The following is a 14,654-nucleotide window of genomic DNA, read 5'->3' on the forward strand; positions in this document are numbered from 1 at the left end:
AGCTACCCACACTTACCGAGAGACCCTGATGTCCGACGCCGTGCTGCTCGAAATCGATGACGGAATCGCGCTTGTCACGTTCAACCGCCCTGACAAGCTCAATGCCCTGAACTACGATCTGATCGATTGCCTGATGGCGGCACTGGATAGAATCGAGACCGACGCCGCCGTGCGCGCGGTAATCCTGACCGGCGCGGGCGAACGCGCGTTCTCCGCGGGCGCCGATATCCACGAATTCGCAGGCAGCGTCCGTCGCGGTCGCGATACGGCCGTGCGGGACTTCGTCCGGCGCGGACAGGCCATGACTGCGCGGCTCGAAGCGTTCAGGAAACCGGTGATCGCAGCCGTCAACGGGCTGGCGTTCGGCGGCGGATGCGAGATCACCGAGGCCGTGCATCTGGCCATCGCCAGCGAGCGCGCGCGTTTCGCCAAGCCGGAAATCGATCTGGGCATGCCGCCGACTTTCGGCGGAACGCAGCGGCTGCCGCGGCTCGTGGGGCGCAAGCGCGCGCTTGAACTGCTGCTGACGGGCGATCCCTTCTCGCCGCAACGGGCGCTGGAGATCGGGCTGGTCAACAGGGTGGTGACGCATGACGTGCTGCTGCCGGCCGCGCGCGAACTGGCAGCACGTATCGTGCGACATTCGCCGCTCGCGGTCGGCGGGATCATCACGGCGGTCACCCGCGGACTGAACATGGGCATCGGCGAAGGGCTGCAGGTCGAGAGCGAACAATTCGCCGCGCTGGTGCCGACCAGCGATCTCGGCGAAGACATCAATGCCTGGATCGAGCGCCGGCCGCCGAGCTATTCCGGCCGCTGATGCCGGGCTCAGTATCAACGCCTCTTCATACGAAACATCGGAGGCACTATGCTCACGCCGGATACGAGAACACCGAGAAGACGGCAGGGGACGGGTCGTTATGGCGTGGACGGCACTTGATTTCGGTTTCCGCGGCGCGGCGGTTGGCCTTGTTCTCGTGATTTGTGCGCTGCTGCTGCGCGATCGGCCGATCCGCACGCTCACGGCGCTGCGCGTCGCGCTGGGCACTGGCGCCGCCGCCTATGCCATTTCAACGGCGCCGTTCTTTCCGCTGGGATCCTTTTGGAACGCGCCGCTTGTAATCCTTTATACCGGCTCACCGGTCATCTTGTGGCTGTGGGCACTCGCGGTCTTCGACGACAGTTTCGTCTTGCGGCCGCACCACTTGGCGATCTGGGCGCTTGTCGCCGGCCTCGGGCTCTTCGCCTATTGCGGATGGGCGACCTCGCCGATGATCAGCCTGATCAGCGGCCGCATGTTCGCGCTGGTCTCCATCATGTTCGCCCTTCTGGCTGCTGCGCAGACCCTGCCGGTCTGGCGTGCGGATCTGGTGGCGGGGCGTCGCCGGCTGCTGATCGCCTTCCTCTTGGCGATGACGGCGTTTGTCGTGGTCAATGCGGTTTCGGGCCTCGCTGCAATTCCGTGGCGATCCCTGAGTTTCAGCTATGCGTTCGGCCTTGGCGTCGTGGTGCTGCTCGGCGTGTGGACCTCGTTCCCGGAATTCATCGGCCAGCCGGCCCTGGTCGGCGCCGCCGGCCCGGTCCGGGAAGCCACTCGAAAAAGAGAGGCGGCGGCGCGCATCGGTGTCTTTCCGCCAAACCAGGCCTGGCGGAAGCAGATCGAACGCGTGATGACGATGGAGCGTGTCTACCGGCAGGAAGGACTGACGATCGGGCTGCTGGCAGTCAAGCTCGGGCTGCCCGAACATCGCTTGCGAACGCTGATCAATGAGGGGCTGGGGCACCGCAATTTCAATGCATTCCTCAATCGTTATCGGATCGACGAGGCCAAGGCGGCGCTAGGTGATCCCGATCAGATGGACGTGCCGGTTCTGACGATCGCCCTGGATGCCGGATTCCAGTCCATTACGCCGTTTAACCGCGCGTTCAAGGCAGACACCGGGCAGACACCGACCGAATTTCGGCGCTCGGCACTCGCCAGACGGCATGCCGGGAACGACGAGTCAGGGATTGATCCATCGACCTGACAATTCGACCGGGCGATTTCAAAATTCGACAAGCCAGTTCGCGATCGATCCGCCAACCTTTCCGGTGGCAAGACCATAGCGGGAGAATACAGGTGATCAGGATTTCAACCTCGGCCCCGGTAGCGTTCGCAGCCCTGGATAGGTCGCGCTGGTTACGGTCTCTCTTGGTGTCGCTCAACCTTGTCATGGCCGGCTTGACGTCATCGGCACACGCGCAAGGCATGCCGGGCGCGGGCCATAACGGTGTGGCTGCGCCAGGGCCTGTGTTTTCGGATACTGGCCCCGACGCGCCCGCCTACGGCGCTGCGGCTGGTTTTCCAGTTGGTACCCGGGCAACCGCAAGTCAGATCGAAAATCTCGTCGGCACTTACAGCCATTTCGACGAAATGTTTCACTCGCGCCAGATCCGGCGCGCGACCACTCCTTGGCTGTTCAAGCGGGCGCCGGAGCCTGTGATCTCCTACACGTTCGGGCCGGAACGGCGCTCGATCGCAGACTATCTTAGCCACAACCCAACCACGGGCCTCTTGATCGCGAAAGACGACACCATCCTGTATGAGCACTATCAATATGGACGCACCGATCGCGACCGCTTCCTCTCACAGTCCATGGCCAAGACGATCACGGCGATGCTGATCGGCATTGCCGTCTCCGAAGGCAAAATCAAATCGATCGATGATCCCGTCTCGGCCTATGTTCCCGGCCTAGCGGGCGCGGAATATGGAAAGACGTCTATCCGGGACCTCCTGCACATGTCGTCAGGCGTCGCTTTCTCGGAAAACTATGATGGGAAAGACGACATCGCGCGGCTATCGCTCGACCTGTTTGGTCAGCCCGGAAAGGATCCCGTCGCCAGCGTCGCCCAGTTCAACACGCGCGCTGTTCCACCGGGAACCAAATGGCACTACGCCAGCATCGAGACCGAGATCCTGGGCCTGGTGTTGCGGTCTGCCACGGGCGTACCGATTGCAGACTATCTTCACGACCGGATCTGGGACGCAATCGGCGCCGAGGGCGACGCGGCCTGGGCCATCGACGGCACCGGGCAGGAGATCGCCTTCTGCTGCTTCAACGCGACCTTGCGCGACTACGCGCGACTGGGACGGCTGCTTGCGCATGACGGCGCATGGGAAGGGCGCCAATTGATTCCACGGCAGTGGGTGTTGGACGCCACGACAGTGAAGCCGGCGGATGGCTATCTCGCTCCGGGAATAGCCAACCCCTACTTTGGTTACGGTTACCAAGTGTGGATTTTCCCTGGCGAGCAGCGGAGGTTTGCGCTGTTCGGAATCCGGGGTCAGACCATCCTGGTCGATCCAGCCTCCAAGCTCGTCATGGTGCACACCGCCGTTCGCAGGAAACCGTCGGACCCGGCCTCTTATGCCGAGCCGCTTGCGTTGTGGTTCGGCGTGCTCGGGCAGCTTGGACGATGACCGGCTCAGCTTTCCGAACGTCTCGATGCCGCAGCGCAGCTAAAGGCCGGCTCGCTTCACCCCGTCAATACGGCTGTGACGGCGCGCCAATGAGTCCACGCGCTAAGCGGCGTTCTTGGTCGCAATCACCGTCCGCATGTCATCAGCCAGTTCGCGGTAATGCTGGCCGAGGCGCAGATATAGCTCGCGCTTCGTCTGATCCGCCGTCAACTTGCTGATCAAATCGCATTCGGCAGCGAGAGTCTCAAACCGCTCCAGTTTGGCTTCAAAGTCGATCATGACGCGCCTCCCCTGACGGCCACCAAGGAGACAAGACTACGCCTTCAATTTACGTCACAGCTAACATCGTTATCGGATAGAACTAATTTACAGCCTCGGCGATAGGGCGGACAGTCGCGCAATCATTGCCTGCTGATTTGCGCCGGCGAACGTCGTCATTGCTGCCGCCAACCAACGCCGCCGCGATTGGCGCCGGCCGGCGATCTCGGCGAAGGAATTAATACGTGGATCGAGCACCGACAGCCGGCCTGCGCCCGCTGACACTACCCGTGATAGCTTGGCGACTTCCGCGCCAGCCCATCGAACGCGTCGAGCAGCCGCTCGCGCCAGGCATAGACCGGATCGTCTTCCATCAGCAGCTTGAACGGGCTGACCACCCGCGCCCACTGGAACGCGCCGAACACGATATAGTCCGCATAGTTCGCAGCAGTGCCGCCGAGGAAGGGCTGCGTCCGCAATGTCAGCCGCAGCGGGTCGAGGCTTTTGCGAAAACCGTCGACCGCCTTGTCGCGGCTGGCCATGATTTCTTCCAGCTTCTTGCCGAAACGCGCCTCGCGCGACGTGCGGAAATAGGCCGCGTCCTCCGGCTTCAGGTTGAGCGGGATGTCGGCGATGATGAGCGGAAACATGCCGCCGATCACGCCGTCGCCCCACCAGTTCAGCATCCGCGCCATCGCGCGGCCGCCCTCGCCGCCGAACAGCGAAGGCCGGTCCGGATATTTGTCTTCGAGATAGTTGGCGATGGTCCAGGAATCGACGACTGCGCTATCGCCGTCGAGCAGCACCGGCACCTTTTCAGAGCCATGCGGCGCGATCGCCGTTTTCTCGGTAAAGCACCACGGGATCGTTTCCGCCGACAGCCCCTTGTGCGCCAGCGCCATCCGCGTCCGCCAGCAGAACGGGCTGAACGGGCGGGATGCGTCGGTGCCGACGAGTTCGAAAAGTTTGAGTGGCATGAGGATATTGTGTGCGAAGTCAACGCCGAAGACAATCGTCATTGCGAGCGAAGCGAAGCAATCCATGCCACTACGCCCACCACTCCCGTCATGCCCCGCGAAGGCGGGGCATCCAGTACGCCGAGACAGTAGTGAGACTCACATCCGTCGGTGATTACTGGATCATCCGCCTTCGCGGATGATGACGGGTGGAGCGTGATGGAAACAGCGCACCCTACCGCACCACCGCCGCGGTCTGGCCGAACAGGATCCGGCGTTCTTCCTCGGTGCGGTTGACGGGCTGGCCGAAATTCGGATTGACCTCTTTCGCCTTGGCATAGGCGCGCTCGGTCGCCGGCCGGGCGCGGATGGTTTCCAGCCAGCGCTTCAGATGCGGGAAGTCGTCGATGTTCTGCTCCTGGTTCTTGTAGGGCACAATCCAGGGATAGCTCGCCATGTCGGCGATCGAGTAGTCGCCGGCGATGAATTCGCGATCCGACAGGCGCTTGTTGAGCACGCCGTAGAGCCGGTTGGTCTCGTTCACGTAGCGGTCGATGGCGTATTTGATTTTCTCTACCGCGTAATTTCTGAAGTGGTGGTTCTGCCCGGCCATCGGGCCGAGCCCGCCCATCTGCCAGAACGTCCACTGGATCGCGTCGTAGCGGCCGTAAAGATCCGATGGCAAAAACTTTCCGGTCTTCTCGGCGAGGTACAACAGCATCGCGCCGGACTCGAAGATCGAGACCGGCTTTCCCCCGCCCTTCGGCTCATGATCGACCATCGCGGGAATGCGGTTGTTCGGCGCGATCGCCAGAAACTCCGGCTTGAACTGTTCGCCCTTGCTGATGTTGACCGGGAAGATCTTGTAGGGAAGCCCGGTCTCCTCGAGGAACATCGTGATCTTGTGGCCGTTCGGCGTGGTCCAGTAGTGAAGGTCGATCATGGGCGATCCTGCTATGCGCTAGATTGTTGTTTTCGCAAGAAAGATGCGACTGCATGAATTTGGGCGGATCACACGCTCAAGTCAATTGGCGCCGGCCCCGCACGCGCGAATGTGATAGATGTGTCAGGCGCTGCGGCCGTGCTCGCGCAGGAATTTGGCGCCGCTTGCGGTGATCGTGACGCGCACGCCCTGCCCCACCGCCGGCTGGCGCGTGACATAGCCGCGATCGACGGCGTCTTCCCAGATGGTCAGGCGCGGGCATGAGGTGCGCCACGTCTCGATCACGTCGGAATAAAGTCTCGGCTCGCGGCCGATCCATTCGACGAGATCGAGCACCAGTGCGTCCGTGGTCTCGGTCATCAGCGCCTCCGTATCAGAAGCGGTCAAACTCAAAATGCCATCGCGCTGGTGCGCGTGAACAACAGCCAGCCGCCGTAGAGGATGTAGTAGCCCGCGACCGTCGTGATCAGCCGGTTCGCCCAGGTGCGAAACTGCGCATCGCTCATCGCTTCCAGGATGCGCCGCGCCAGCGTGGTGCCGAGCATTGAGGCTACGATGGCGACCGCCGCCAGCACCGGATCGAGCGTCGCGGCCTGGTCGACGATGCCGCCGAAATAGATCAGTTTTGTGAGATGGCTGGCGACCTGGCAGGTGGCCTTGGTGGCGACCACCTCGCGGCGGCCGAAATTGCCGCCGAGAAAGAACGTGTCCATCAGGGGACCGGAGACGCCGGTCATCAGCATCAGGCCCATGCAGATGAAGCCGTAGAACGAGCCCTGCGCGATGCTATCAGGATTGGGCTTCAGGTTCTTCGGCATCAGCCGCGCCAGGAACGGCGTCGCCCCGAGCAACAGTAATGCAATGGGCTTGTCCGGCACGTAACGGGCGATCGACCAGACGCCGAGCGCCAGCGCGCAGCCGATCAGATAGACGAACACCGGCCGCCAGCGGATATGCGCCCGCCACAGAAAGGCGCGCCAGCCGTTCGAGGCCATCTGCGTGATCGCATGCAGCACCATCGCGGTCGGCAGCGGCATCAGCATCAACAGCACGCCGATCAGGATCATCCCGCCAGCCATGCCGAACAGGCCCGACAGGAACGCTGTCGCGACCATCAACGCACCGAGGGCTGCGATCATCAGGGGCGTCAAGAGAAGTCTCCTTCGCAAGCCAGGCTCAGGGTGCCGGCGCTGCCTCTGCCCCCTCTCCCCGCTCTTCGCGGGGTCGAGACGAGCAAAGCTCGCTCTTAGAGGGTCGGGGTGAGGGGCTCTCTCCGCGGACTCGCTCACAGTCGGACTCGCGGAGAGAGCCCCTCACCCGGCGCTTCGCGCCGACCCCTCCCCGCAAAAGAGCGGGGCGAGGTTGAAAGAGCCGCACCAATTCAACCTATCAACATGCCCATTCTTGTGCCTCAGCTTGTGACGCGCACGCAAACTGAGTTATCTTGCTCTGGCATCAGTTTTCCTGAGGGTATTGTGCGGCGGCTGCTCTTTCTCAACGGTATCAAGGCATTCGAGGCTGCGGCCAGGACCGGCAGCTTTGCCGCCGCCGGCGCCGAGCTCAACGTATCCGCCGCCGCGGTCAGCCGGATGGTGCACCTGCTGGAAGACCGGCTCGGGGTCGCGCTGTTCGAGCGCAAGGCCAACCGCCTCGCCACCACGGCGGCGGGCCGCGCCTATCAGGGCGGGCTGACGCCGATCTTCGACGCGCTGGCGAGCCTGACCGCGCAGGTCACCGCGCCCTCCAGCGTCCGCGTGCTGACCATCGGGGTCGGTCCCACCTTTGCGATGAAGTGGCTGATCCCGCGGCTGGCGGATTTCCGGAAATCAGAGCCGGATATCGACGTCCGCATCACCACCGGCGGCGCCGCGGTGCCGTTCGGCGAGGACTGGAGCTGCGGCATCAAGCTGGGCGACGGCGAATGGCCCGGCCTGATCGTCGAACCGTTGTTCGCCGCCGACCTGCTGCCGGTATGCGCCCCGCGGCTTGCGAACGCGCTCAAGCGCCCCACCGACCTGAAAGGGCCGACGCTGCTCCGGGTTGCCCATTCGCCCGACGACTGGCCATCATGGCTCGAGGCCGCCGGCACAGGGCGCATCACCGCCCGCGGACCGGAGTTCGAATTTTACGGCCAGGCGCTGCAGGCCGCCGTCGACGGCCTCGGCATCGCCATGGGCATCCGCCCCTATATCGACGACGACCTCGCCGCCGGCCGGCTGGTCGCGCCGTTTGCGTTAAGCGTGCCGAAAGGCATGCGCTGGTATCTGGTCTATCGCGGCTTCAGCACGGAGCAGCGCGATTTCGCCGCGTTCCGGCGCTGGATTATCCGCGCGGCGGCCGAACCCGCCATGCGCCGCAGGGGCCAGAGACATGCCGGATGAAAAAATCGAAACGCTCGTGATCGGCGGCGGCCAGGCTGGCCTCGTGATGAGCCACCGGCTGAAGGAGCGGGGGCTTTCGCACCTCGTGCTCGAGCGCCACCGGATCGCCGAACGCTGGCGCAGCGAACGCTGGGACGGGCTGAAATTCCAGTTTCCCAACTGGTCGGTGCGGCTGCCGGACTTTCCGTTTCCGCACAGCGATCCGGATGCCTTTGCCAACACGGACGACATCATCAGATACATCGAGGCCTATGCCGGTTTCGTCAACCCGCCGATCCGCTGCGGCGTAGCCGTGACGCGGCTCTCGAAGCGTGACGGCACAGGTTTCATCGCCGAGACCACTGACGGCACGATCGCGGCGGACAATGTGGTCGTCGCCACCGGCCCCTATCAGCGCAACCTCGTCCCGGACCTGCTGCACAATCATCCCGTGTTCCAGGTCCATGCCGCCGACTACAAGAATCCCGGACAGCTTCCGCCGGGCGCGGTGCTGGTCGCCGGCGCCGGCGCATCTGGCGCGCAGATTGCCGAGGAATTGTTGCAGGCCGGCCGCCGCGTCTACCTCTCGATCGGGCGGCACCGCCGCCTGCCGCGCCGCTACCGCGGCCGCGACCTGGTCTGGTGGCTCGCCGAGATGCGCCTCGATCAGGTCACGCCGGAGGAGCGTGGGCCCGCGCGCCTGGGCCCCGTCATTTCCGGCGCGTATGGCGGCCGCACCATCGATTTCCGCAACTTCGCCGCCGACGGCATGATCCTGGTGGGACGCATCGAGGCGGCGCATGGCGGCGTGATCGAGATTGCACCCGGCCTTGCCGAAAGCATGACCGACGGCGACCTCGTCTACACCACCTTCCTCGATACGGTGGACGCGTATGTGAAACGGCGCCGCATGGAGTTGCCCGAAGACCCCGACGCCCGCGCGACGTTCGCCGACCCGCCTTGCGTCACCGCACCGCTCACGCACCTCGACCTCGCCGCGGAAGGCATCTCCGCGGTGATCTGGGCCACCGGCTACGGCGTCGATTTCGGCTGGATCGACCTTGCGGTCACCGACGCCAAAGGCGAGGCAGTCCACCGCAACGGCATATCCGCCGTGCCGGGCCTGTATTTCCTCGGCCTGCAATGGCTGTCGAAAATGAACTCCTCGTTCCTGTCCGGCGTCGGCGACGACGCGGCGGTACTTGCCGATCATATTTTGGCGCGGGGCTGACAAGCCGGAGATGCTCTCGTGTCCCGGACGCGGTGCAGCCCAGGCGATGCGTAGCATCGTCCGGTAACGCTGCGCCGCATCCGTGGAACGCCAAAAAATCGCCGGACATGTGAACCCGTTCACATATGCCATCCCCCAGCCATGCTGTTCTCGTCCCATGGGACAATCCGGGGGACACGCCATGATCTATGGCGGCTTTGAAATTCAGTCGTTCGAAGCAGGGAGAGGGCTATGGCACGCCAGGATTCAACGGGCCGACCAGGAGCCGGTGGTGATCGATGGAATGGCGTTTCCGACCCTCGAAGTCGGTTTCGCGTGGTCGGATCCGGAAGCGGCGATTGCGGACGCGAAAGCCCATATCGACCGTTTCAAGCCGCGGTTCGCGAACCCGTAAGCGCCCCCAACGGAACGGCCCGCCCGCTGGCTGGCCGACTCTCGCTGCCCTTGTCCGAACAGATCCTGCAGGCGACGCCGGTGCTCTCGAACTGTCCGGATTGCAGCGCCTCGCTCTCGGTCCTGCGCATCATCCCGGGCCGTTCCGGCGCCGAGTACTGGACCATGCGCTGCACCCGCTGCGGCGGGATCCATCTGGATATCGTCAAACCCTCGACCGCCCCGCTGATCGCGTAAGGCGCGGCCCCCGCCACCGTCGTGGCGGGCGAGGCGTTCAGATTCCCCTCCTCTGCCTTTCATTCACGGCTGCGCCGCGTTCGGCATCTTGGCCGATACCTTGAAGGCATCGACCGGCGTCGCCGGCTGTAGCGTGCGGGCCTGCGCGGCGGCGACTGTAGCAGCACGCGTTTGCGCATCAGTCGAAGTCGCCCCGCGCACCGCGTTGCGGATGTTGGTCAACCCGGTGACCGCGTTATACCAGAATGGCGTACCGAGCCCGACCAGGAGGCCGCCGAGGAAAAGGTAGAACCAGACGCCCGCCGCCGTCGGAATCTGCAACCAGATATTCCGGTGTTTGGTGTAATTCAGTTTGCCGGTGTTCCGCAGCTCGGCCAACTCCTGCTTGGTCTTGCTGTCCTCTTCATCCGACCTGCAGGTCTGCCGCCAGGTTCCAAATCGCTCCGTGTCGCCATCACTCAGCTTGGTGCAGGTCCAGAGCAACCGCCACATCTCCGCCGCCTTGATGCGGTCATCGCTCCACCCGAGCGGAACGCCAAGATCGGCGTATTGCTTGACCGTCGAATTTGCCTTGGCAATTGCTTCCTTCCAGTCGTTTCTTAACGCTTCGATCTGCTGCCTGACTTGCTCAGCGGTCAACGCCTCGGTTGGATCGATCTCTTTCAGCGCCTTCATCGCCTCGACGGCCGCCTTGTGCTGCGCCGTCACCGCCTCGGATTGCTCGATCACCTTGGCGCGCGCGTTGGGATCGCGCAGATAGGTCCTGAACAGATCGACCGCATCAACATGGGCCAGGAACGCCAGCGCGATCGCCACCACCACCGAGAGCAATCGGGCGCGGCCCTCGAAATAAACGCTTGCTTCCTTGCCGAACGCTTCGAACTTCTGCGCAATATCCTTGAGGATGGTATCGACGGCATCCGCTGCAGTCGCACCGGCGTTCTCGACGGCGCCTGTTGCGGCAGACTTGACCCCGGCGATAGCTTGACCGACATCCATGCTGCCAAGCCGCTCCATAAACTCGGCTGACGTCATCGCCGCGAGATCGCGGCCGTTCCACAAACGAATTTCGGGCAGACTGCGTTTTTGCTGACCACCCACGCCCTGCGCCGTTGCATCGGTTGGCGCGGCCGTCGAACTGCCCGCGACGTCCGCGGCCGCAACGGTGGGCGTGGCGTTCGGGGTCACACCCATCGGCGCGCGATTTGCGCTCATGCGTTCGACAAAGCCGTCTCGGAGGATCTTCAGCGCCTCTGTCACGCTCGTTAAACGTTCGTTCGCGGGCTTTGAGCCGTTGACCAGGTGAAGGATATTACCATCCGTCAGGTATTTCTTGATCACCTGGTCGAACATCTGCCCGAGCACGTATTTGAGCCCGGCTTCGCGCATCGAGAATATGCGGTGAATCATTTCCACGAATGACGAGACCACCAGCGACAGCGCGAGCATCGTAATCGCGAACGCCAGCGCGGCTTCAATGAGCTGCATGACTTCCCCCCGGAGTTTGCTCCGGCATCGATACAATCACAGGCTGTTTTTACCAGCAAGACTCGGCGCAGCGAATCCAGACATCTTTCACTTCCCCCGTTCGGGTGACGTCTAGGCTGCGCTTGTCAGTGGCTGGCAGCAGTGCTGAAGCGAACGGATTTGCCACGGGACTGCAAAACGAGTTGCCGTTTTCGGCCTTTTCAGCGGCCTGCCGCAGTCCCATATTGCCGTCATGGCGAAGACTCCCGAAGTTCCCAAGAAATCGAAAACTCCAAAATCCAAAGCACACCGGCCCGACGTGCAACCGATCGGGCCGGCGCTGGCCGAGCTGCTCAATCCCGCGCTCAACCGCGGCGATGCCGGCATGGGCTCGGGCACCGGCTTGCAGCCGCCGCCGGACAATTCCTGGGATCGCCGCGCCGGCGGCGAGGCCGCGGCGCATCGCGCGCGGGCCTCGACCAAGGGAACAAGCGATGACGTCGCCAAACGCGACGCGTCGAGCCAAGGCCTCGAAGAAGCCCCCCAAGCCAATTACGGCACCTCGGCCACCATCCCCACGCTCGATCCCGAACTTGCGCGCCAGCTCGGCCTGCCGACCGCGGAAGACGACGACGAGGCGCTGGCCCGGCCGCCGCGCAACAAGATGGAGGCGCTCGGCGTCAAGGCCACCGCCGAGGCGCTGGAGAATCTGATCCGCGACGGCCGCCCGGAGTTCAAGGGCGATGCCGGCCAGATCAAGGTCTGGACGCCGCACCGGCCGCCGCGCCCGGAGAAATCCGAAGGCGGCGTGCGCTTCGAGATCAAGTCGGAATACGAGCCGAAGGGCGACCAGCCGACCGCGATCGCCGAACTGGTCGAGGGCATCAACCGCAACGACCGCACGCAGGTGCTGCTCGGCGTCACCGGCTCGGGCAAGACCTACACCATGGCCAAGGTGATCGAAGCGACGCAGCGCCCCGCCATCATCCTGGCGCCGAACAAGACGCTGGCCGCCCAGCTCTATGGCGAGTTCAAGAGTTTTTTCCCCGACAACGCGGTGGAATATTTCGTCTCGTACTACGACTACTACCAGCCCGAAGCCTATGTGCCGCGCACCGACACCTACATAGAAAAAGACTCCTCGATCAACGAGCAGATCGACCGCATGCGCCACTCGGCGACGCGCGCGCTGCTGGAGCGCGACGACGTCATCATCGTCGCGTCGGTGTCGTGCATCTACGGTATCGGCTCGGTCGAGACCTACACCGCGATGACCTTTGCGCTGAAGAAGGGCGAGCGCATCGACCAGCGGCAGTTGATCGCCGACCTCGTGGCGCTGCAATACAAGCGGACACAAGCCGACTTTACCCGCGGCACCTTCCGGGTTCGCGGCGACGTTATCGACATCTTCCCGGCGCACTATGAAGACCGCGCCTGGCGGGTGAACCTGTTCGGCGACACCGTGGAAAATATCGAGGAGTTCGATCCGCTCACCGGCCACAAGCAGGACGATCTCGAATTCATCAAGATCTACGCCAACTCGCACTATGTGACGCCGCGCCCGACCTTGGTGCAGGCGATCAAGTCGATCAAGTCCGAGTTGAAGCTGCGGCTCGATGAACTCAACAATCACGGCCGCCTGCTGGAAGCGCAGCGGCTGGAGCAGCGCACCACCTTCGATCTCGAAATGATGGAAGCCACGGGAAGCTGCGCCGGCATCGAAAACTATTCGCGCTACCTCACGGGACGCCGACCCGGCGAGCCGCCGCCGACGCTGTTCGAATACGTGCCTGACAACGCGCTGGTGTTCGCCGACGAAAGCCATGTCACGGTGCCGCAGATCGGCGGCATGTTCAAAGGCGACTTCCGCCGCAAGGCGACGCTCGCCGAATACGGCTTCCGCCTGCCTTCCTGCATGGACAACCGTCCGCTGCGGTTCGAGGAATGGGACATGATGCGCCCGCAGAGCGTCGCGGTGTCGGCGACGCCGAGCGGCTGGGAATTGAACGAAAGCGGCGGCGTGTTCGTCGAGCAGGTGATCCGCCCCACGGGCCTGATCGATCCACCCGTTAACATTCGCCCCGCCCGCACGCAGGTGGACGATCTCGTCGGCGAAGTCCGCGCCACCGCGCAGGCCGGCTATCGCTCGCTGATCACGGTGCTGACAAAGCGAATGGCGGAAGACCTCACCGAATATCTGCATGAGCAGGGCATTCGCGTGCGCTACATGCACAGCGATATCGACACGATCGAGCGCATCGAGATTATCCGCGACCTCCGCCTCGGCGCGTTCGACGCGCTGGTCGGCATCAACCTGCTACGGGAGGGCCTCGACATTCCCGAATGCGCGCTGGTCGCGATCCTCGACGCCGACAAGGAAGGTTTTCTGCGCAGCGAGACCTCGCTGATCCAGACCATCGGCCGCGCCGCGCGCAACGTCGACGGCAAGGTGATCCTCTATGCCGACCAGATGACCGGCTCGATGGAGCGCGCCATCGCCGAGACCGACCGCCGCCGCGAGAAGCAGGTCGAGTACAACACGGCGCACGGCATCACGCCGGAGAGCGTGAAGAAGTCGATCGGCGACATCATGAACAGCGTCTACGAGCGCGACCACGTGCTGGTCGAGATCGGCGACGGCGGCATGGCCGATGACGTCATCAGCATCGGCCACAATTTCGAGGCCGTCCTCTCCGACCTCGAAACGAGGATGCGCGAAGCCGCCGCCGACTTGAATTTTGAGGAAGCCGCCAGATTACGCGACGAAGTCAAGCGATTGCGCGCGACGGAGATGGCCGTCGTCGACGACCCCACCGCCAAACAACGCGCCGTGCAAGGCAAGGCCGGCGCCTATGCCGGCACGAAGAAGTATGGCGAGGCGGCAAACCTCCCCGTCAGCGCCATGAAGAAGAAAGGCGTGTCTTCGGCGATCAAGGCCAGCGGCGGTGGCGGTTCAAAGGTCCACAAACCCCATCTCGACGAAATGCACGGTCCGGAGTCACTGCCTTTCCGCCCCGGCGGCGCCAGACCGCGCAAGCCCGAGACCGACAGCGGCAGCAAGATCTTCCAGCCCACCGACTCCCGCCAATCCGGCCCCGAGTTCGGCCCCGCCCCGCGATCGAGCGGCGGCGCGCCGGGGCATCGGGGAGGATGGAAGAAGAGGTAGTCGCTGCTCCGCATTCCAGGGCGTGAACCCATAAATTCAGATTGGTCGGCGGACGTCCGCTTTGATGCGCATTCCGGACTCAAGTCGGGTCATCGCGTGAGGTCCGAAAAGTGCCAACAAGAGACATACTCCTTGAAGTTTCCACTCAATTTGGTCTCTACTTACGGGAATCCTTGGGGGATT

General features: G+C 63.6%; 14 protein-coding genes. 8 read left to right on the forward strand and 6 right to left on the reverse strand.

Annotated features, from left to right (window positions below; translation table 11 throughout):
• Positions 1–28 precede the first annotated feature (28 nt).
• From IVB05_RS36290 to IVB05_RS36300, 3 genes are all read left to right on the forward strand, one after another.
• A complete protein-coding gene (locus IVB05_RS36290) occupies positions 29–820 on the forward strand; it encodes a crotonase/enoyl-CoA hydratase family protein (protein WP_247780886.1) in 792 nt (263 codons plus the stop codon).
• A gap of 100 nt (positions 821–920) precedes the next feature.
• Positions 921–2,027 carry an AraC family transcriptional regulator gene (locus tag IVB05_RS36295; protein WP_247780888.1) on the forward strand — a complete coding sequence of 369 codons (1,107 nt, stop codon included), beginning with the start codon at positions 921–923 and terminating at the stop codon, positions 2,025–2,027.
• A 92-nt stretch (positions 2,028–2,119) separates the two neighbouring features.
• Positions 2,120–3,460, forward strand: coding sequence for a serine hydrolase (locus tag IVB05_RS36300; RefSeq protein ID WP_247780890.1), 1,341 nt, complete (start codon positions 2,120–2,122; stop codon positions 3,458–3,460).
• A 102-nt stretch (positions 3,461–3,562) separates the two neighbouring features.
• On the opposite strand, the gene IVB05_RS36305 is transcribed toward IVB05_RS36300, so the two are convergent.
• From IVB05_RS36305 to IVB05_RS36325, 5 genes are all read right to left on the reverse strand, one after another.
• Entirely contained in the window at positions 3,563–3,739 is a 177-nt protein-coding gene (locus IVB05_RS36305; RefSeq protein WP_247780891.1) for a hypothetical protein, read from the reverse strand.
• A gap of 263 nt (positions 3,740–4,002) precedes the next feature.
• The gene (locus IVB05_RS36310) at positions 4,003–4,695 is read right to left on the reverse strand and encodes a glutathione S-transferase family protein (RefSeq protein WP_247780892.1); all 693 of its coding nucleotides are present in this window, start codon (positions 4,693–4,695) and stop codon (positions 4,003–4,005) included.
• A gap of 214 nt (positions 4,696–4,909) precedes the next feature.
• Positions 4,910–5,617, reverse strand: a complete 708-nt coding sequence (locus tag IVB05_RS36315; protein WP_247780893.1) for a glutathione binding-like protein — start codon at positions 5,615–5,617, stop codon at positions 4,910–4,912.
• Between the two features lie 123 nt (positions 5,618–5,740).
• Complete coding sequence (locus IVB05_RS36320; protein ID WP_247780895.1) at positions 5,741–5,977, reverse strand: hypothetical protein; 237 nt, start codon at positions 5,975–5,977, stop codon at positions 5,741–5,743.
• 29 nt (positions 5,978–6,006) lie between these two features.
• Positions 6,007–6,768 carry a sulfite exporter TauE/SafE family protein gene (locus IVB05_RS36325; RefSeq protein ID WP_247780897.1) on the reverse strand — a complete coding sequence of 254 codons (762 nt, stop codon included), beginning with the start codon at positions 6,766–6,768 and terminating at the stop codon, positions 6,007–6,009.
• A 324-nt stretch (positions 6,769–7,092) separates the two neighbouring features.
• On the opposite strand from IVB05_RS36325, the gene IVB05_RS36330 reads away from it, so the two are divergent.
• The 4 genes from IVB05_RS36330 to IVB05_RS36345 all read left to right on the forward strand — a co-directional run bounded on the left by IVB05_RS36330 (position 7,093) and on the right by IVB05_RS36345 (position 9,838).
• Positions 7,093–7,998: a LysR substrate-binding domain-containing protein gene (locus IVB05_RS36330; protein ID WP_247780899.1), complete on the forward strand. Its 906-nt coding sequence runs from the start codon at positions 7,093–7,095 to the stop codon at positions 7,996–7,998.
• Positions 7,988–9,208 carry an NAD(P)-binding domain-containing protein gene (locus IVB05_RS36335; protein ID WP_247780901.1) on the forward strand — a complete coding sequence of 407 codons (1,221 nt, stop codon included), beginning with the start codon at positions 7,988–7,990 and terminating at the stop codon, positions 9,206–9,208. Before IVB05_RS36330 ends, IVB05_RS36335 begins: the two co-directional genes overlap by 11 nt.
• 181 nt (positions 9,209–9,389) lie before the next feature.
• A complete protein-coding gene (locus tag IVB05_RS36340; RefSeq protein WP_108522009.1) occupies positions 9,390–9,602 on the forward strand; it encodes a hypothetical protein in 213 nt (70 codons plus the stop codon).
• 50 nt (positions 9,603–9,652) lie between these two features.
• A complete protein-coding gene (locus IVB05_RS36345) occupies positions 9,653–9,838 on the forward strand; it encodes a hypothetical protein (RefSeq protein ID WP_247780902.1) in 186 nt (61 codons plus the stop codon).
• Between the two features lie 63 nt (positions 9,839–9,901).
• Here the strand turns inward: IVB05_RS36345 and IVB05_RS36350 are convergent, their stop codons facing one another.
• On the reverse strand, positions 9,902–11,326 hold the full coding sequence (locus tag IVB05_RS36350; protein WP_247780904.1) for a hypothetical protein: 1,425 nt from the start codon (positions 11,324–11,326) through the stop codon (positions 9,902–9,904).
• A 232-nt stretch (positions 11,327–11,558) separates the two neighbouring features.
• Between IVB05_RS36350 and uvrB the strand changes: the two genes are divergently transcribed.
• On the forward strand, positions 11,559–14,471 hold the full coding sequence (gene uvrB, locus IVB05_RS36355) for an excinuclease ABC subunit UvrB (protein ID WP_247780906.1): 2,913 nt from the start codon (positions 11,559–11,561) through the stop codon (positions 14,469–14,471).
• The last annotated feature ends 183 nt before the right edge of the window (positions 14,472–14,654 follow it).

This window comes from Bradyrhizobium sp. 170 (genome assembly GCF_023101085.1).
Classification (GTDB): Bacteria; Pseudomonadota; Alphaproteobacteria; order Rhizobiales; family Xanthobacteraceae; genus Bradyrhizobium.